A 19,313-nucleotide genomic window follows, 5' to 3' on the forward strand; every position below is an offset into this window, starting at 1 on the left:
ACTTTTACCGCGCGGTGATATACGCCTATGACATATAAATATTACGGCACGTGTTCCGTGTCTACTCATATGGCGTTACTTTTTCAAACACAACCAGGTGTAACTATTAATGAAAAGCCACAAGATTTCCCTTTTGACGCAGAAAAATGTCAAGCCAATTAAGCCCCTCTACATCTATCATTCTGCCATGTGTTATGTTATTTTGTTTATTATGTTAGCTCTCTCCGGATGCGTTGCAACGGCTGGACAGCATAAATTTGAAGTATCTGACAACTCTTTCGGCATATTTGACAAGGTCTATACCTCTGCGGAGTACCCAAAATCCCGCACCTCATACATTCCGACAAACAAAGAATTGCAGCGCATAAACGGATCAGACTGTGTAAAACGGCTTGAGAACAATTATTTTTATCTGAAAACATCGTTCAACAATTCGACAGATGTATATATTCAAAAGACAGATAACGACTGTTGGGCAGCATGTTCCATTATGCTCCTAAACCATGACAAGGTAAAATTTTCATCAAAAGACATTGATCGAATTCGAGATGAACTTTTCCATGCAGACTCCCCAAAGAATGAGGCCGATATTTTTGCCAAGCTTATCAACTCGTTCAAAAAAGTCACCTACACAAGGCCTATAACAGGAGACATGCTTTATGGCTCAATAGGCATGGATCACCTTCTCTTAGTTGGGTTTCAAAACCCAAATCAGGACATTGGACACATTGAAATTGTTATTGCACTGTATTTTTCATATATTGAGCCAACCTTCGCCGACAGTCTTGTCAAAAGAAAAATTCAAATGTGCCTTGACAAGGTTGTCTTACTTGATCCTGCCAACGGAGAGACACAAGAGGTTACCGGAGACGAGTTCGTTCGCAGGGCTAACTTTGGCATTAGCTTTTTGCCTTCGATCTCTCAGGTTGGCCTTATCAACTTTAAAATGAAATAACAGTCCTTTTCACACATCAAACAAGGCAAATCACTTGCCTTGTTTGATGACATTTTCTTCTACTACTTCTCACCCTTGGGCTAATCGTTGGTATATCTTTCCAGCCTACAGGGCATTCCATCCTTTATATCAAACTCACCAGATCTATTTCCAACCTGAATCACGCGCGCCACGCTTATCCGCTTTTCCAAGAAAATTTCACCATCGCCAGAAATCAAATTCGTCCCTCCTTGACAGCCCCCTCTTCCGGAACTAGTTATGAACATAATTTCAAAACAGGAGCACACATGCCCCGTCCCAGGAAACGCCGTTGCATCCAGGCCCTGCCGCCCGCCCTGTTCTACAAGCCCCAGGGCGTGGCCCTGGCCGACCTGCGCGGGGTCACCCTGCCGCTGGACGGATACGAGGCCATGCGCCTGGTGGACGCCCTGGGCCTGAGCCAGGAAGAAGCGGCCCAACGCATGGGCGTTTCCCGTCCCACTCTGTGCCGGGTGCTGGCCGAAGCCCGCTGCGTGGTGGCCAGGGCCATAAGCAACGGTTGGGCCATTCGTGTGGAGACCGAAGAGGACGCAATCGAAACGGTTCCCACGCGCAACGGTCGGGGTCCGGGCCGGCGCGGCCAGGGCGGACGAGGCCAGGGGCGCGCCAACCGGAACGAAACGGGACAAGCTCCCAAGGAGGAAACATCATGAGACAAATGAATCAAACGCGATGCGGTCGAGGACAAGGTTCCGGTCGTGGATGCGCCGGTCAAGGTCAAGGCCAGGGCGGCCGGGGCATGGGTGCCGGCCAGGGCCAGGGCGGACGCGGCATGGGCGTCGGTCAGGGCCAGGGCGGACGCGGCATGGGCCGCAACGCAGCGGCCTTCGAAGACAACTCCGCGACCAGCCTGCCCGCGGGTTCCGAGTTCGCCGGCCAAGGAGCCAACGGCTACGGGAACGGCCAAGGCCAAGGCGGTATGCGACGCCGCCGCCGCGACGGCAGTTGCCTCAGGGAACAGGGCAGATAGCCGTCCTGACGGCAGCAGCGGTTGACAAGTCGATCGATCGGTCATAACGCTCGTTTGAGCAAAATCAAGGAGTGGCCATGGCACGGCCCCGCCTCTGTCGGAAGGTGTCCGCTAAACCCCGGGCCACCTACTTCAAGCCCAGGGGAATCCCCTTAAGCGATCTGGCCGAGGTCTACCTGCCCCTTGAAGGGCTCGAAGCCCTCAGACTGGCCGACCTGCAAAGCCTCACCACCTCCGAGGCGGCGGCCCGCATGGGGATTTCGCGACACACGTTCGGACGCATTCTGGGCGAGGCCCGCCGTCAAGTGGCCAATGCCCTGGTCAACGCCCTGGCCCTGCGCATCGAGGAAGGCGAAACGCCTTTCCCGGAGCGCGGGGAGGGCGTGGCCGAGGCGCAATCCTCAAGGAGAATCAGCATGGAACGCATTGCAGTCACAGCGGAGGCCCCGGGCCTGGACAGCCCGGTCGATCCCCGTTTCGGACGGGCCGCCGGTTTTGTCGTCGTGGACACGCAAACCATGGAATGTTCCTGGGTCGACAACGGCGCCTCCCAGGCCATGTCGCACGGCGCGGGCATTCAGGCCGCCGAACGCGTGGCCGATGCCGGAGCGGGCGTCCTGCTCACGGGGTTCGTCGGCCCCAAGGCCTTTCAGGCCCTCAAGGCGGCCGGCGTCAAAGTCGGCCAGGGCTTGGACGGGGGCAGCGTCCGGGACGCGGTGGAAAGTTTCAAAGCCGGGAACGTCGCCTTTGCCGACGCCCCGAACAAGTAGGCTCCCCATGCGCGTGGCGGTGGTGAGCGGCAAGGGCGGAGTGGGCAAGACCACTGTGGCCTCGGGCCTGATCAGCGTGTGGGATCGGCCCGTGGTGGCCGTGGATCTCGACGTGGAAGAGCCCAACCTCCACCTCTTTCTGCGCCCCGATCTGAACCCCGGGGAAGACGTGTACATGGAAGTGCCCGTGGCCGACGCGTCGAAGTGCGTGTTCTGCAAGAAATGCTCGCGACTTTGCCAGTTCGGCGCCATCGCGGTCATGGGGAAAAAGCTGCTCGTTTTTCCCGACCTGTGCCACAGTTGCGGCGGCTGCTTGGCCATCTGCCCCGAGGAGGGAGCGCTGACCCCGGGTAAACGCCTGCTGGGCTCGCTCCTCTCGGGCAAATCGCCCTACGGCGACTTTCTCATGGGCGATTTGCGCGTGGGCGAAGCCATGAGCCCCCCGCTGATCCGGGCGGTGAAACACCGCGTGGACGACTACGGACCAAGCGCCGCCATGGACGCGGTGTTGGACTGCCCTCCGGGGGTGAGCTGCCCGGCGATCAACGCCGCCCGGGACAGCGACCTGATCCTCATCGTCGTGGAGCCCACCCGTTTCGGGTTCCACGACTTCAACCTGGCCTGGCAGGCCTTCTCCACCCTGGACAGACCCCTCGCCGTGGTCATAAACCGGGCGGGCACGGGGGACACGTCCGTGGAGTCGTTCTGCCGGGAAAAGGGACTGCCCGTGTTGTGCAAGATACCCTACGACCGAACCGTGGCCGCGGCCAGCGCCAAGGCCGAAGTGGCCCATGAGCGCGACCCCGCCCTGCGCAAGGCCTTCGAGGCCCTGCGCGACGGTCTGCGCCGCGTGGCCGGCCAGGGGGGCGACCATGCGTGAGATCGTGATCGTGAGCGGGAAAGGCGGCTCGGGCAAGACCTCGGTCACGGCCGCCCTGGCCCACATGGCCAAAAACGCCGTGCTTTGCGACCTGGACGTGGACGCTCCAGACCTGCATCTGCTGCTTGACCCGAAAGTCTTCAAGCGCGAGGATTTCGTGTCCGGGTTGGAGGCGGTGGTGGACCCCCAGAAGTGCGAAGGCTGCGCAGTGTGCGCGGACATGTGTCGGTTCGACGCCGTTTCCATGGTGGAAGACCGGGCGGTCGTCTCCCCGATGTATTGCGAGGGCTGCGCGGTGTGCGAGGCCTTCTGTCCGGCCAAGGCCATAACGCTTGTGCCCAAGCGCTGCGGCGAATGGTACGTCAGCGAAACGCGCTTTGGCGTCATGGCCCACGCCCAGCTCATACCGGGCGAGGAAAATTCCGGACGCCTGGTGGCCCTGCTCAAGAAACAGGCCCGGGAAATCGCCCGCGAGCGCGGCGCCGACACCATTGTGTGCGACGGCGCGCCCGGCATCGGTTGCCCGGTCATCAGCTCGTTTTCCGGAGCCACCCTTGCCGTGTGCGTCCCGGAGGCCACGGCCGCGGGCCTCCACGATCTGGGGCGGCTGCTTGACCTGTGCGCGCACTTCAGGATGCGGGCCTGCGTGATCGTGAACAAGAGCGACCTGAACGAGAAGGCCGCCGAAGAAATCGAAACCCTGGCCAAGGCCAGGGACTGTGAAGTGGTGGCGCGCCTGGCCCACGACGACATTTTCTTCCAGGCCATGCTCCAGGGCAAGGCGGTCACGGAAATGCCGGGCAATAACGCCATGGCCGAAGAACTCGGGCGCGCCTGGGCGCGCATTTACGACCTGGCCGTGCCGGATCGGACCCTGAAGGTCGAACTCAAACGCCTCTGATCGCCGCACTGACCCGGCCGCCGAATCGAAGGAGGATATTCATGCCCATTTATGACGTCGTATGCCGTTCCTGCGGCCATACCTGCGAGACGATCACCCTGGCGGCGGGCGACTTGCCCCCCTGCCCGGCCTGCGGCGAAAAAGCCCTGGCCCGGCTCATGTCTCCCACCAGCAGCCTGACCGGCAAGACCGGGCAACGCCTGCCCGGCCCCAAGGACACGGGATGCTGCGGGTCGACTCCCGGAGCGGCCGGATGCGCCGGTCCCGGGTCGTGCTGCGGCAAGGCCAACGTTCAATAACACTCACAGCAACCTGAAAACAAAGCGAAGCAGCAATGAACAACCAGTCCTGCGACGCCGGGGGCTCCTGCCCCGGCCACGAGCCCAACTCGGCCCCTGAAAGCCTTTCCCTGGACCACATTCGCCACAAAATCGTGGTGCTCTCCGGCAAGGGCGGGGTGGGCAAGAGCACCGTCTCCGCCAATCTGGCCGTGGGCCTTTCCCTCGAAGGCAAACAGACCGGCCTTCTGGACGTGGACATCCACGGTCCGAGCATTCCCCGCATCATGGGCCTGGAGGAAGCCAAGCCCAAGACCACGGACAAGGCCATCCTGCCCGTGGAATGGAGCTGGAACCTCAAGGTGGTTTCCATGGGATTTTTCCTGCCCGGCCCGGGCGTCCCGGTCATCTGGCGCGGCCCGGTCAAGGGCGGGGTCATCAAGCAGTTTCTCGAAGACGTGGACTGGGGTCCCCTCGACTATCTGGTGGTGGACTGCCCTCCCGGAACGGGTGACGAACCGCTTTCCGTCATGCAGTTCCTCGGCCAGGACGCCCTGGCCCTGATCGTCACCACGCCCCAGCAGGTGGCCGTGGACGACGTGCGCCGCTCGGTGAGCTTCTGCCGCGAACTGGGTAACCCGATTTTGGGCATTGTCGAAAACTTTTCCGGGTTCACCTGCCCCAACTGCAACACGGTGCACGACATCTTCCGGTCGGGCGGCGGCGAGCGGCTGGCCGAGGAAACCGGAGTGCCCTTCCTGGGACGCATCCCCCTCGAACCCGGCGTGGCGGAAGAGGCCGATCACGGCCAGGCGGCCTTGGCCGTCAAGGGCACCACTCCGGCCGCCTTGGCTTTCAAGAACGTAGTGTCCAAGGTCCTTGGTTTGGGCGACATCGCCAAGGGGCAAACCAAGAGCTAAGATCGAGCGCCGACGGGGGGCGCGAAGAATCGACAGGTCGTTCGGGACGGACGCTCGTGGACCGTCCCGGCGACTTCCAAGCAAGGAGCACGCACATGAGCGCGAAGCGCATCGTCGTCATCGGAGGCACAGCCGCCGGGCCCAAGGCCGCGGCCAGGGCCAAACGACTGGACCAGGGAGCCGAAGTGGTTCTCGTGCAAAAGGCCCCGGAACTTTCCATGGCCTCTTGCGGATACCCCTATTACGTGTCGGGCCAAGTGGCCCAGCGCAACCAGCTGCTCAGCACCCCCGTGGGCGTCGTACGAGACCCGGCCTTTTTTGGCGGGGCCAAGGGCGTGAAGGCCTTGGTGAACACCGAAGTCACCGCCGTGAACCGGGCCGAAAAGACCGTGAGCTACGCCTGCGCCGCTACCGGCGAGGCCGGCACCCTGCCCTATGACAAACTCATTCTTTGCACGGGCGCCAAGCCGCGCATGCCGAAATTTCCCGGCATCGAACTCGAAGGCGTCACCGCCCTGCACTCCATGGAAGACGCCGACCGCCTGCGCGCCGCCGGACAGGCGTCCAAGGGCCGGCCGGCCGTGGTCTGCGGCGGCGGACTCATCGGCATGGAAGCCTGCGAGGCCCTGACCGAATGCGGCATGCATGTGGCCGTGGTGGAAAAATTGCCCCACGTGCTGCCCTTTCTCGATCCCGAACTGGCCATGCTGGTGGAAAACCATGCCCGATCCAAGGGCGTGCGCCTTCTGACAGGAATCGGCGTGTCCGCCTTCAAGGGCCAAAACGGAAAGCTCTCTTCCGTGGTGCTGGAAGACGGCCAGGAACTGCCCTGCGAACTGGCCGTGGTGGCCCTGGGCGTGACGCCCAACGTGGACCTGGCCCGCCAAGCCGGACTCGCCATCGGTGACACCGGCGGCATTCTGGTCGACAAGACCATGCGCACCTCGGACCCGGACATTTTCGCAGCCGGCGACTGCGCCGAAGTGACCTGCCGCATTACGGGCCGCAAGACCCTGGCCCCCTTCGGCGACCTGGCCAACCTGGAAGGCCGCGCGGCCGGCGAAAACGCCGCCCTGGACGCCCAGGTGGAGTTTCCCGGCACCATCTATTCGGGCATCTGCAAGGTGTTCGACTTCACGGCCGGCTCCACGGGCTTTTCCGAAGCCAAGGCGCGCCAGTTGGGCTTCAACGTGATGACCGCGGTCAACGCCGGGCCGGACAAGCCGGGATTCATGGGCGGCAAACCCATCATCTCCAAAATCATCGCGGACGCCGCGACCGGACGCGTCCTGGGCTATGCCTGCGTGGGACTGGGCGAGGTCAACCGGCAGGTGGCCGAAGCCGCCGTGGCCGTGATGGCCGGACTCAAGGTTTCCGACCTGGTCATGGCCGACTTGCCCTACGCCCCGCCCTACTCCCAGGCCATCGATCACTTCATCGCCACGGCCCACGTGCTGGAAAACAAGATGCGCGGACGAATGCTCGGCGTTTCCAGCCTGGAGGTGCATGACATGCTCGAGTCGGCGGACAAGCCCTATCTGCTGGACGTGCGCGGACCCGCCGAGCAGGAGGAGATGCTCCTGGGCGCTGGAGAGACGCTCATCCCCCTGGGCCAGTTGCGTTCCCGCCTGGGCGAACTGCCCGCGGACAAGACGACCAAGGTGGTGACCTACTGCAAGGTCTCCATGCGCGGCTACGAGGCCCAGCAAGTGCTCTGGGCCAACGGATACACCAATGTCCTGGTCATGGAGGGCGGCCTGGTGGCTTGGCCCTTCCCCAGGGCCAAATAGATCGACTCGGGTCCCGCCGTCCCCTCCAAGCGGCGGGACTCAGCCCCAGGGCGCGCCGCTCCGCGCCCGCCCGCGCCTCACGAAGACCGGCCGGTCGTCATACGACAAACGGCCGGTCCTCCTTTTCTCGACGCGAAGGCGAAATAGCGGCAAATCCGGCGTCTCTCAGCCCACGTACGACGAGAACGACCTTCTGCCCCTGTCGGGCTTGCAGCATCTTCTCTACTGCGAGCGCCAGTGCGCGCCTCATCCATGTGGAGGGGCTGTGGGCCGACAACCGCTTCACGGCGAAAGGCGCGGTGGCGCACGAGCGGGTCCCCGGGGGCGGAGGTCGTAGCGAACCGGGCGTCCGCACGGCCTTTGCCTTGCACCTGCGTTCGCTCAGGCTTGGCCTTTCCGGCGTGGCGGACGTGGTGGAGTTCCACAACCCCGCCACGAAAGGCCCGTGGCGGCCTTTCCCCGTGGAACACAAGCGGGGGCGGCCCAAGCGAGGCGACAGGAACCGCGTCCAGCTCGCCCCCCGCGCAAGGGCGTGGATTGAAACGCGACCAGCTACTACGCCCTATCTCCCGAGGCGGCGTGCCGAATCGCGCTCCGCCTTACACCTGCTGCATGGGGCAGAAGGATTTCTCAAACTGAAGTGCGCGTTCTAACAATCCTCAATGTGGGAAAATAATTCAACACCAACGAAAAAGGGGTCAGGCCTTTCGGCTTGACCCCTTGTCTTTTCTGGAGCCAGCAAGGAGACTCGAACTCCTGACCTGCTGATTACGAATCAGCTGCTCTACCAACTGAGCTATGCTGGCGATTGGGCGGAAATGCTTGATACACGGGGCCTAGAGGCCAGTCAAGCCGTTTCCGTGAAGTGGTCAAATGAGGTCATTTTTGGTCAAAACAGTATGCACCATGCATACTGTTTGCAAACCTTGAGGTTCGCCCAGGCACGAAACATGCTTGCCCTACCCTTTTGCGCGCATCCGCGAAAACACGCGCCTTGACCATTTTCGTGACGCCACGAAAAAGGCCACCCCGAAGGATGGCCCAGCTTGTAAGAAATCCTTACAGGTTCAACCGTTGCATTTTTTGCAACCATTCGAAAATTTCGAACAGTTCACTCCCGCCCCTTGGAGCGGCCAGTTTATCCAGTTTATAAGGAATCCTTTATAACTCACTCCCGCCCCTTCCGCCAATCCCACGGCGGGACGGCCTCGCTTAGACCCCACAATCCAACCCCCTGCGCCTGTGCCCTGGCCTGAGCATCCGACCATGGGCCGCACAAGGCCTTCTTCCGGCAGTACCCCAAATCGACCCAGGCCCACCCGGCGGCCACCATCTCGCCCGAGACGTGCCGGCTGTCGGTCAAGGTGATGTCACCCACGATCCGATCGTAGCTTCGGCCTTTCTGTTCCACCTCGACGACCTGCCAAAGCACGAGCCCGGCGAGAAAGTCTCGCGCCTGGTCCGCGCCCGGTTGCCGGGCCCACTTGCGGGACGGCTCCTCGGGGGCGTCCACACCCCACAAGCGCACCCTCTGGCCGGTGTCCAGGGTCACGGTGTCGCCATCATGAACCGCGGTGACGGTGGCTTGGAACGCAAAGGCGCTCGTGGCCACGCACAAGGCCAGAAACAGGCCTAGAATCAATCCTGGCGCTTTTCGCATGTCTTTGGTCATCCTTTTTGTTTTCGTTCGTCTCGCTCCAAATCTGAAGGGCGTTTTATGCCTCCGGCCAGCCGGCGGTAATGTCGAGGGTTTGCACGGCGGCCACGTCCGTCAATGCCGAGCCATTAATTGATTCTTTGAGAGCCCAAGAAGCGCTGTAGACAGCCTGGATGCCATCGGCCACCTGCTGGCCGAAATCAACCGCCTCGGCTGGGCTCATGGTGTGGTTGTTGTTGGCGGCGTCCCGAAAAACAAGCGGATCGGTCTTGCCCTGCACCAGGGAGGCCAGGCCTTGAGAGGCCACCCCCTGGACGTTGCGCAAATCCGCCTCGTCCCGAGTTTGCACCACGGCCGAGCCGTCCGGGAACGTCACTGTAACCCCGGCCGCAATCTTGGCGTCGCGCAAGGCGTTGACCTCCGCGCATCTGGCCGCCTTGGCCTCCTCCAGTGTCGGACCGGCCGGCGCGACATACGCCACCTCCTCGGCCACGCCCCCAGCCGCCAGCCAGGCCAGATAGGTAGGGTGAGCCGCAGCCACGATGCGCGTCAGGCCGTCCGCGCGGACCTCCTGCACGATGTACGTCCCGTCCATCTGTATTAGATGCTGATATGTACGATCCATAGCTCCCCCCCTCTAGTACGCCCGTTGTGGCGGCGTGAAATCGCGCGTCCAGCGGGCGATGCCCTTGGAGATGCGCAGGTTAGCGATTTGGCCCGGAAAATAATACGAGCTAACAGTCCAGTAGCCTATGTGATACACGGCAGAATCAGACACTGAAAACGGCTCACTCCCGGCGAGTGTATCGGCGCTGAACGTAATGGCCACCCCATCTTTATATATACGCATCGCGCCGTCAGATCGTACCCATGCCAGATGCGACCATGCATTCGCTGCCAGAGCGGCGCAAGATCCTTGTGCATAATACTGCGACCCGCCGACTTCGTGCTGACATCTAAGGAAATTCCCTCCAAGAATCATGAAGTCAACCCGATTGCTGTTATCAAGGTATTGTTGAAATAGTGCATAGTTGTTATGTAATGCGTTATATGGGCACACCCACGCATCAAGGGTAAAGTCGCCAGATCCGAAGTTGAAGTCGTCGGAATACGGAATCGCCAGCTTCGCGCTGCTTCCGTTGAAATATAACGATTTGGCTACACCCGCCGGCTTGTCCGTTCCGGTGGCGTCCATCACGGTGACGCCGTTGTTGGTCAGGGTCCGGCCCGACAGGGACGCGTCTGCCACAGCGTCGCCGGTCAGGAGCAACTTGGTGTAGGGATCGCGCCCGCGTTGGCCGGGAGGAGAAACGATCACGCCCATAATCTACTCCAACACCAGGTTGACGATTACGGTGAGGTCGCGTGCGTCGTCGTTGGTTCCGGCCGCGTCGATGACCACTTCGAGCGGCTGACCAAACCCAATCGCCGCGTTGGCCACGGAGATGTCCGTGGTGGTGGCTGTCCAGGCCGCATCGCTCACGGCCAGGCCGGCACCCGCGTTGGCCGTCCCGACCAGCGCGCCGTTGCACGAGACGTTGACGTGGGGCTGGTCTGCCCCGGAATCGTCCACCAGCGGGCGCACCCGGAAGCCCACGCAATGCGCCGCGCCGCGCGTCCAGACGTACCGGAGCAAAAGCATATCCTGGATGGCCTGGGTGGTGGCCACAGCCGCGAAGCGGCCGGCAAAGGCGACGGTCTCCTGTACCAGGCGGGCCATGTCGCCGGAGTGCATCTCGCGCCCCGAATCGGCTCCGATAGTGGACGTGTAGGGCGCTCCGGCGATGGTTACCACGCCCGCGTTGTAGGCCGTGACCAGGGCGTAGACCCAGGACGTGGACGAATTGGCGCGAAACCGGATCGGCCGCCCGGCCACAAAAACCGCCTGATTATCGGCGGTGTCTGCGACGGAGACGGTGGAATCATCGGTGCGGGCGGGAAGGGCGCCGAAGTCGGTCCAGGGCCCGGCGCTGGCCGCCCCGGACGAGCCTCCACCGCCAACCAGCATGTACGAGTCGAGAGCGGAGACGTAGCCCACCAGGACAAGTTGACCGGCGACGATGGCCCCGGCGGACAGGGCGGCCCCGGCGCTGTCCACGATGGCCTTGGCTCCGAGGGCGCTGACGTTGAGCGTGCTCGCGCCCGTGTTGGCGTTAGCAGCCTTGAATAGATAGAGACGAGCCGGGTCGAGGGCGGCCAGGGCCGGGTCGGGCGTCATGACATAGGCGTCGGTTGCGCCGGTATCGGCGGCGTATATAAGGCCCGGGTCGCCGGCAGGCCCAAGGAGGTTCCCTTTAAGCTCCCAGGTGTCTGAGGCCCGATAGTAGAGGTCGCCGCTGCTAGTGTCGAGAAAGTAGTTTCCGGCCTGCCCCAGCGTGGAATCCGGTGCGACCGTTCCATTAAGTATCACGTTCGAAAGGGAGCCAAGGCTGTCTCCGAACGCGTTGACCGCTGTCGTCCAGGTGTTTATTTGTTGGGAAAAAACAACAAGTGCGGCAAGATACTCAAGCGCGTCTGCCCTAAATGTCGAAAGCTCCTCATTAGGAAACTCGGCCATTTCGTCTACCAAAGGTATTGTCATGATACACCCCTTACACCGTTCCAGATATTTCTACGCTGCACTCAAGAACTGTCATTCTCGGTATAACAACGTCAAAGTTCTTCAAATACCCGCTAATAATCATATAGTTATAAAGGTTGTACTTGTCGTCTTTATTTGCGCAGAAAAAGGCTGTAACCGTGGCACGAAGCTCAGACTTGGTGTTTTCTATGTCCTGTATGTCTACAGAGTCTACATAAACGTCTCCGCTAAGGTTTCGTGCATAGTTCCCGCGTGAAAGATAAATCTGCCCAAACGTGTCGGTAGAATATACAGAATAGTCAGTTGTAGAAAATTTAGGTTCATACCTTGTTCTTCCTAAATTCTTAACTTCCCCCAGTCTTATCATACCGGCGGCAGGAGACGCCCCAGTAATTGTTATTTCTATTGTGGAATGCGCCCGTAGCGGGAACTCTATCCACGCAGACTTAGAAAACCTCCGTGCAGAAAAAAAGAGTTCTTCAATGTTCGTTATTACTGTAGTCATTAATGACGTTGATTGTGAAAAAATTTCATCGCCATATGCGTTTTTTACAACCACAGATACAGACGCAGCGTCCAGATTCAACAGAGCAATTCCATTACAATAACTGCTATCCAGCGTGTACGTTATTGGGGAACCATCAGCGCTCTTTCCTTGCGTATTCGTATAATCGTCAAACGGCTTCCACTTATTTGTGTATGTGCCTTTAGACCATACTGGCGATGTTTCCGATACGTTAGCGCTCGGCTCAATACCTACGTTTGAGTTCTCAAGCGATGTGTAGACTATGTGTTCGACGTGACATGTGCCTCCAAGGCTGTACACAGTATCCGGGTCATAAGCCTCAACGTCCTCTACGAGAGAAGAGTCAATGAGGCGCGCATCATCCATCACGACGGGTATGATAGTCTTCATGCTGTCGCCTCTTCGCGGGTAGCCGGGAGGCCTTCAGCGTCCCAATTGTCCACCGTTGTTCGAATCGCAGACTCATCGTCACTCTTTGTCTTCAGGCCGTTTACGGTCCACTCATCCGTTCGCCTGTTCAGGCTCAACACTTGGCCTGCAATGCCCCGGTTCTCTTCCGTATTGGCGCGTCGCAGATCGCGTACTTCTTGGCGCAGGGCCGCTATTTCTGCGAGTAGGTCTTTTATGAGGCTGTTGTCTCCACTACCATAAACCAAGGCTTCAAACGCGCGATTCTGTTGCGCCGTCAAAACGCGCTCGCCGTTGTTTGCGAAAAGCATCGTGTTGTCCCCACTGGTAGTTCCAGTAGAAACAACACCGCCAAAGGCGAACCCATACTGGCTCTTGAGGTCCTGCCACGAGGTGTATGCGTCTTGTGCCTGAGAATAGAGGGCAGACACGTTTCCAGGAAGAGCGCTCTTGCTTGCCCACAGAGCTATGGCACTATCCCAATCGACGTAGCCCGATCCAGTTCCGTAGGCGTTCATGAACCAGCCAACATAATCCGCCCATGAAAGCGAGCCGTTCAATATTCGCTGTAGCTGGCTTACATTGTATGGAGCGTACACATTGAACATGTCGGAAACAGTCTGCCACCCCGCCCCAGTAGCGGCCATTCCGCTTGTGTATGTCCCGGCGTAGCTGTCCTTGAACGCGGCGAGAGCTTGCCCGTACAACGTCTCGTAGGTGGTCTTGAGTTGGGCGACTTCCGCTTGCTTCAAAGCGGTTTCGGCCTCGCCTATCTGGTCGTTCGTCACCTGAGTAGCGATGTCGGTGAGGCCAGATGTCGTAGACGTGGCCCCGGACGCGAGCTTACCCAACAGGTTTGTCACGTAATCCACGCCAGTCTGGTACACAGATGCGTCCGCCGTGCTAGACTTCAGCGCCGTAAGGTACTGCGTGGCATAGCTCGTGACATTGGACATTGCGGTTGTGTCGCCAGCAGCGGCCGCAGCATACTGCTCGTCAAAATAGCTCTTCGCTGTGGCCGCTTTTACGTCGGCTGTCTGGGTAGAGTCATCTCCAGTGCGAATGCTTGAGATTGTCGAGTTTATACTTTCGACCATGCTGGACACGGCGGAGGCAATTGATTCAAGGGAGGAGACGATTGAATCGGCAAGATCCGTTTCTCCGGCATTATACCTGTCAAACAGCGCGTAGAGTTGCTGTACGGCGGTCTGCGTGTTTCCGGTGAGAGTGCCAAGAAGAGAAGACTGTGTTGCGTACAGGTCGTTCAACGCAGTTTTCATGTCGCTGATCGTGTCTGACCAATACTTCGCCAATTCGTCGAGCTGAGTCTGCACCAACTCGGAAATCAGGTCGCTGTCCAGGCCGTTTTCGTAAGCCTGGGTCAGCTCATTGGTGAAGCTGGCGACCTTCTGAATCGCGGAGGCCTCCTGGTCGTAGCCGGCAATGGTGGCCTGGCGTGCGTCAAGGTCAAGACGCATGGACTCAGTGGCTTTGGCCGTGGCTTCAGCCACCTCCTGAATCGTGTTCACCAGTTCGAGCGTTTGGGCGCGCCATGTGGCGATGAATAGGTACTCTTCGCTGCTGCCCGGAGACCAGTCGTAGGTTTTTGTCAATTCCACAAGTGCTCGCTCATTCTCTGCGACTTGGGCCGCAATCGCTGCCGCCGTGTCGCCCAAGGCGTCGGCAATCCGGGATTCGGCGCTGCGCACCGCATCCGCATACTCTTCAGCATGCTGCGCAACTAGGGCGGCCATTTCCATCTGCTGCACTTCAGCAAGGCGGGCGATTGTGGCCGCATCATAACCGTCAACGCGCGCCTGGGTAAGCTCTTGCTCTTGTGAGGCGAGCATAGAAACGATAGATGCCTGATAGGTCAGTCCTTGTGCCGTAAGGAACCGAGCTTCAAGGGATAGCTGAAATTGTCTTATGCCAGATGCCGTTTGTAGGGCCGCGTTTTCAGCATCTTCAAGGCTATCTGTCAGGGTGTCAATGCTATCAACTTTACTTGCGGCGTCAGCCCATTCGGCAAATACATCTGGATCAATGGCTCCATTTGCCGTTGCAGCATCAAATGCACTCCAAAAATTTTCTATGTCCGTACCAAGCTTAGAGAGTGTTGGGCTTACAGACTGCTCTGTCTGCGCTATCTGGGCGCGTATTAGACCAGCGTCGTCGGTTGTGTGCTCTACAAGGAGGCCCAGCGCCGTTTGAACGCCCTCAAGCGACCCAACCGAATCAGCAAGCTGCGAAACATAGTCGGCCGCTTTGAGCTTGGACATTCCAGCAGTAAGATTGTCAAAATCGAATCCTGTTGCGCGAGCTATGGAATCCATGCCTGTCAAGGCCGTAGCCAGGCGAGACAGGGCATCCTGATATGACTCATCGCTTTGAACAACAGACGCCAGGTCCTCCCCCATTCCAAGGTTGTCAGCGATATATTTCGCCAGCATATTGGAAAGGATTCCGTACGCGTCTGTAACGGACGTACTCATGAAGTCGGAAGTAAAGCCCTCGGACGCTTTTGCAATTTGCTCATCGGAAAGCCCAAGAGCGTCCGTAAAACTCGTCAATCCGGCCGTTGCCTCCTCCCACGCAGCCTCTTCTTGAGCAGCCATTTCCGCGTCGGCCTGAGAAAACCAAATAGCGTGGGAAGTTGACGATGAGCCAAACATCCCGGACGTTGTAGTTTTGGTTGTCCCATAGCTCCCGGTTACAAGTTGCCCGTTGTATAGGGCAATCGCGGCCTGCGATCCGGGGAGGTTTGTCCATGTGGTGCTTGTCTGGCCAGTGCTTCCAAAAAGGCTGACGCCCAGACCAACCAACGCCCCAACAGCCCCTACAACAGGAACCGCAGCAGCCAAGGTAGAGCCGAGTGTCGTAGCGGCCGCAGTTGTCGTAGTCGCCGCTGCGGCTGTCGCGTCAAGCGCGGCCGTTCCCGCGCCCTCAATCGCGCTAAGGGAGAGCCCCCCTGCGGACTCTATAGCAGACGCGGCAGAAGCAGTTGCCTCTGTAAACGAACTCGAAAAAATTCCAGTCGTATCAACAAGCGCTTCGCCGGACGCTAACGAGCTAACAACGGTGTCGGCGTCTGCGGCTACAGAACCAGCGGAGAACAGGTCTGTTATTGAACTCCACGTGTCTCCAAGGCTGTCGGTATTAGAGATTTTGTTTCCAAGGCTTTTGATACTCGACAGCAAGCTAGACGACGAAGAATCGGAAGACGACTCCGTTATGGATGCCAGTATGCTGACCTTTATAGGGTTCAGCACAGCCAATTTGACCATTTCCGTGATCCATTGGCTAAACGCTTGCTTCAGTGAGTTGAGCAGCGACGTAGTGTAGGACTCAATTCCTTTGAACTGTCCAGTAATGACATCACCGAGGGCATCACCAAACGTACTGCCTATGGCATCTGAAATCCCGTCAAACAACTTAATGATTGAATCGGAATATTGCTTCCATAGGTCAAGCTGCTTTCCGTAAGCGCTCTTGTATGCTCCATACTGAAGAGCGAGAGCATCGGATAGATAGTCTGAGAAGGAGTTTTCATACTGAAGGCGTGTTTCAAGGAATTCCTTGGCGTTCTTGTCCTTCTTCAGCGAAACTTCCTGGGCAATGTGGGTCTCGCTTACGCCAAGCTCGCGGAGTGCCTTTTCAAGGTTCTTGAACCCCTCTTCACGGCGCGCCTGATACGCGTCATCGAGTTTGGCCAGGTCGCCCAAGTTATCTTCGTGGAGTTTGACCTTTTTGAGTTCGGCCTCCTGGTTGTTGGCCTCCGTCTGGTCCAGACGCCTCTTTTCCGTGGCAAGCCACTTGTCGTTGACGCCGGCCCATATGGCGGAAATGTCGGCCCCGTCCTTCCGGCTGGCTTCGACGGCATCATCCCATATTCGCCGGGCCTGGGCCGAAGCGCGCGAGTCGATCTGGCGCTGGGTGTCCGTGGTCTGCTGGTCGATGCCCATGGTATCGCCCGCCATGGTCTTGGACGGGTCGAAGCTCATTTGCCCCACAAACTTCAAGTTGTTCGCCCAGAAGGTCATGTCCTCCTTCCAGGCGTCATAAGCGATTTGGGCCTTCTTGATGCCGTATTCGTACTCGGCCCAATACTTGAGGCCTTCGGAAAGGGCCTCCTTCTGGGTGCCTTTGTAGCCGGCGAGTTTGACGTTCAGTTCGTCCAGGGACTTCTGGTATTCGGTGGTCGCTTGGGCTTCCTTCTGGCCCCACGGGTCGCCGAGAAGATTCGCTTCGGCGGCCTGGGCCTTGCCCCTGGCCTCGTTGATAAGCTTGACGGCCTCGGCGTCGGCTTTGGCAACGCCTTTGCCGCCCTTTTCTGTCGCTTCGATGGCTGCGTTGTACTCGTTGTCGATTATGCCCTTGAGCGAATTGAACCGCTCAAGTCCCTTCTCTCCCTTGCCGTACTTCCCAGAATTGTAGTCATCCATCAGTTCCCAGATGGCTTTGTCTCTTTCCCTGGAGGCTCTTTCCTTCTTGTTTGTTGTTCCCTTGGCCCATCCCTTTAGATATTCATCAGTATATTCCTTTGCCTCCTTTTCTCCTTGCTCCTTTGCCTTGTCTACAATCGGGGACACTTTGTATCCGGCACCCTTGGGCACGGACCCGTCGGCGAACGCTTTTTCCGCTGAGGCCCTTTCCGTGCTGTATACCCCGGCCACTTCTTTCTCCGCGATTAGTGCTGATTTCGCACCTTTTTTCCAATCCTCCCAATATTCCTTTTGCTTTTTCAGGAGTTCAATTTCTTTATCTTTTGAAACGAAGCGTCCGTTGGCGTTCAAAAAACCTTTGGCATTCGAGATGTCTTCATCGATTCTGCTTATATTGAAGTCTGCCCTTTTTATTCCGGCAACTGCCCCTGGATTGTCGAGGCTCGCTATATTGGACGCATATTGCCAGAGCTCTTTCACATAGCCAACGGCAGTTGCAAGGCCAACGATTGCAGCCCTTATCTTAGCGCCGCCGATAAGCGCTGCGACAAGTCCAACATCTCTTATCGGCTCGGGAAGAGAGTTCCACCCGGTGAGCGTTGTGTTCAACAGCTTGCCCACCGCTACGGCAACATTGCCAACTGCGCTTGCCGTCTCTTTTGCGGACTTGCCGATCTCCTCCATCTTCTTTCGCACTTCGTCCGCGTCGAAGTCCTTGGAAGCAGATTTCAGGTAGTCGATGAACTCGCGCGTCAGGGAAACCAGTTCCTTTCCAAGATACTCGCCGATCTCACGCATTCCTGCGGATATCTGCTGCATCTCGCCGCCAAGTCCGGCGTTCTTCGTGTCCAGGGCGAAGGCCGCGAACTCGGACATGGCCTGCTTTGCCCCGGTGAAAAGACCCTGTGTGGCGCTTCCGGCGAACACCTCAAGCACTTCTTTGGTGTTGGATGCCAGGCCTGCCCACGTCTTGGCCGATTCCGCGCCGGCAAGCCTGAAGAACTCAAGCTTCTTGTTCAGGTTCTCAACATAGGTCCCCTGCCTCTGCCATGTCAGCACCATCTCCTTGGTAATGCCAAGAACACCGGCCAGGCGGTCCTGGCCAAGTTTTATGTCGCCATCAAAGAGACTGCGGGCTTCTGCGGAAAGCTGCTCCATGGGAATTTTCAGGGCCGCGAAGGCCTGAACGATCCCAACCATAGTGTCTTTTGCCTGGTCGAGAGTAAGGCCTGCGGACGTTGCGGGGCCGACAAGTGCCTGGAAACCGTCAACAAGTTGTTGGGTTGTTGCGGTCGTTTCCAATCCCATGCGCTGAATGTCTTTCATCAGATCGCGGGAAATGGCCTGGGCGGCATTGAGCTTCTCCATGCCACTCAGTCGCCGACCCTCTGCGTTGGCGATATTTTGGGTAGCGGACAAAACGGAAGCAATACCGAGTTGGGCGGATTCGATGGAAGAGTTGAACCCTATTCCCATCTCCACAAAACCTTTAACTCCGCGCATGGCCTCACGAAGAGAAATATAGGCCGTTGCTAGGGCTCCGATTTTCAAAACCGCACTGCCAATCGAGCCGGTCAAGCCCTGCGTTTTGGAGTCAAGCGCTCCGGCTGACCGCGCGAGGTCTTCTTTGCTTTGTGCAAGCTTCTTGGCCGCATCTGAAGTAGCCCCAAGGCTGGAGGCCAGTTTGCTTGACTGATTGGCCACCTCGTCAAACTTGAACGAGGAGAACGCCGCAGATGTCTTCGTGACCACGGCGTTGAGGCTTGCCAGTTTGGCGTCGAGGTCGCTTATTGTCTTGGCCAGGGCGTCTTGACCAACAGAAAGCTTTTTAGCCGCGTCAGAGGCCAAGCCAAGGGACACGGAGAGCCCCTGCGCCTCCTTGGCGCTCAGGCCGGCAGAACGGGTGAACTGGTCCAGGGCGGAGGCAGCCTTGTCTGCCTGAAGCTTTTGCTTAAACCGTTCTTCGAGGCGTTTGATTTCGTTTTCGGTGAGCTTGCTTTCAGCGCCGGATTCTTTCAATGCCTGGCGAAATTCTGATAGGGAGGATGTCCCCCTTGAAATATCTACGCTAATACGAATTCCAGGCATGTTGCACCTCAAACGGTTCAGTGTCCGGGACAACCGGAGGTGCGTCATTCGCTGGTTTCGTGTCCTCGATTCCGTCTTGCCATTCCCGTCGGCTGGTCGGTATGGGGA

General features: G+C 58.6%; 15 protein-coding genes and 1 tRNA gene. 9 read left to right on the forward strand and 7 right to left on the reverse strand.

The annotated features are described in order from the left end of the window. The first annotated feature begins 109 nt into the window (after positions 1 to 109). The 9 genes from ACYQ01_RS03425 to ACYQ01_RS03465 all read left to right on the forward strand — a co-directional run bounded on the left by ACYQ01_RS03425 (position 110) and on the right by ACYQ01_RS03465 (position 7,503). On the forward strand, positions 110 to 955 hold the full coding sequence (locus ACYQ01_RS03425) for a hypothetical protein (RefSeq protein WP_459932431.1): 846 nt from the start codon (positions 110 to 112) through the stop codon (positions 953 to 955). A 287-nt stretch (positions 956 to 1,242) separates the two neighbouring features. Next, the gene (locus ACYQ01_RS03430; RefSeq protein ID WP_459932432.1) at positions 1,243 to 1,647 is read left to right on the forward strand and encodes a DUF134 domain-containing protein; all 405 of its coding nucleotides are present in this window, start codon (positions 1,243 to 1,245) and stop codon (positions 1,645 to 1,647) included. 86 nt (positions 1,648 to 1,733) lie between these two features. After that, a complete protein-coding gene (locus tag ACYQ01_RS03435) occupies positions 1,734 to 1,964 on the forward strand; it encodes a hypothetical protein (RefSeq protein WP_459932433.1) in 231 nt (76 codons plus the stop codon). Positions 1,965 to 2,041: 77 nt separating this feature from the next. Further along, the gene (locus ACYQ01_RS03440; RefSeq protein ID WP_459932434.1) at positions 2,042 to 2,734 is read left to right on the forward strand and encodes a NifB/NifX family molybdenum-iron cluster-binding protein; all 693 of its coding nucleotides are present in this window, start codon (positions 2,042 to 2,044) and stop codon (positions 2,732 to 2,734) included. A gap of 7 nt (positions 2,735 to 2,741) precedes the next feature. Further along, complete coding sequence (locus ACYQ01_RS03445) at positions 2,742 to 3,614, forward strand: nucleotide-binding protein (RefSeq protein WP_459932435.1); 873 nt, start codon at positions 2,742 to 2,744, stop codon at positions 3,612 to 3,614. After that, positions 3,607 to 4,515 (forward strand): ATP-binding protein, encoded by a 909-nt coding sequence (locus ACYQ01_RS03450; RefSeq protein WP_459932436.1) that lies wholly within the window; start codon positions 3,607 to 3,609, stop codon positions 4,513 to 4,515. The genes ACYQ01_RS03445 and ACYQ01_RS03450 overlap by 8 nt, the downstream gene beginning before the upstream one ends. 41 nt (positions 4,516 to 4,556) lie before the next feature. Next, on the forward strand, positions 4,557 to 4,814 hold the full coding sequence (locus ACYQ01_RS03455; protein ID WP_459932437.1) for an FmdB family zinc ribbon protein: 258 nt from the start codon (positions 4,557 to 4,559) through the stop codon (positions 4,812 to 4,814). Between the two features lie 35 nt (positions 4,815 to 4,849). Next, positions 4,850 to 5,713 carry a P-loop NTPase gene (locus ACYQ01_RS03460; RefSeq protein ID WP_459932438.1) on the forward strand — a complete coding sequence of 288 codons (864 nt, stop codon included), beginning with the start codon at positions 4,850 to 4,852 and terminating at the stop codon, positions 5,711 to 5,713. 95 nt (positions 5,714 to 5,808) lie between these two features. After that, positions 5,809 to 7,503, forward strand: a complete 1,695-nt coding sequence (locus tag ACYQ01_RS03465) for an FAD-dependent oxidoreductase (RefSeq protein ID WP_459932439.1) — start codon at positions 5,809 to 5,811, stop codon at positions 7,501 to 7,503. 730 nt (positions 7,504 to 8,233) lie between these two features. On the opposite strand, the gene ACYQ01_RS03470 is transcribed toward ACYQ01_RS03465, so the two are convergent. The 7 genes from ACYQ01_RS03470 to ACYQ01_RS03500 form a co-directional block, all read right to left on the reverse strand. Further along, positions 8,234 to 8,309 (reverse strand) — tRNA-Thr (locus ACYQ01_RS03470). Positions 8,310 to 8,671: 362 nt separating this feature from the next. Next, the gene (locus ACYQ01_RS03475) at positions 8,672 to 9,163 is read right to left on the reverse strand and encodes a thermonuclease family protein (protein ID WP_459932440.1); all 492 of its coding nucleotides are present in this window, start codon (positions 9,161 to 9,163) and stop codon (positions 8,672 to 8,674) included. A gap of 55 nt (positions 9,164 to 9,218) precedes the next feature. Continuing rightward, positions 9,219 to 9,785: a DUF4376 domain-containing protein gene (locus ACYQ01_RS03480; protein WP_459932441.1), complete on the reverse strand. Its 567-nt coding sequence runs from the start codon at positions 9,783 to 9,785 to the stop codon at positions 9,219 to 9,221. A gap of 12 nt (positions 9,786 to 9,797) precedes the next feature. Continuing rightward, positions 9,798 to 10,484, reverse strand: coding sequence for a LamG domain-containing protein (locus ACYQ01_RS03485; protein WP_459932442.1), 687 nt, complete (start codon positions 10,482 to 10,484; stop codon positions 9,798 to 9,800). A 3-nt stretch (positions 10,485 to 10,487) separates the two neighbouring features. After that, positions 10,488 to 11,741: a hypothetical protein gene (locus ACYQ01_RS03490; RefSeq protein ID WP_459932443.1), complete on the reverse strand. Its 1,254-nt coding sequence runs from the start codon at positions 11,739 to 11,741 to the stop codon at positions 10,488 to 10,490. Between the two features lie 10 nt (positions 11,742 to 11,751). Continuing rightward, positions 11,752 to 12,657 (reverse strand): hypothetical protein, encoded by a 906-nt coding sequence (locus ACYQ01_RS03495; RefSeq protein ID WP_459932444.1) that lies wholly within the window; start codon positions 12,655 to 12,657, stop codon positions 11,752 to 11,754. After that, on the reverse strand, positions 12,654 to 19,205 hold the full coding sequence (locus ACYQ01_RS03500; protein WP_459932445.1) for a hypothetical protein: 6,552 nt from the start codon (positions 19,203 to 19,205) through the stop codon (positions 12,654 to 12,656). Before ACYQ01_RS03500 ends, ACYQ01_RS03495 begins: the two co-directional genes overlap by 4 nt. Positions 19,206 to 19,313: the final 108 nt, after the last annotated feature.

The sequence above is a fragment of the Fundidesulfovibrio butyratiphilus genome (assembly GCF_054657235.1).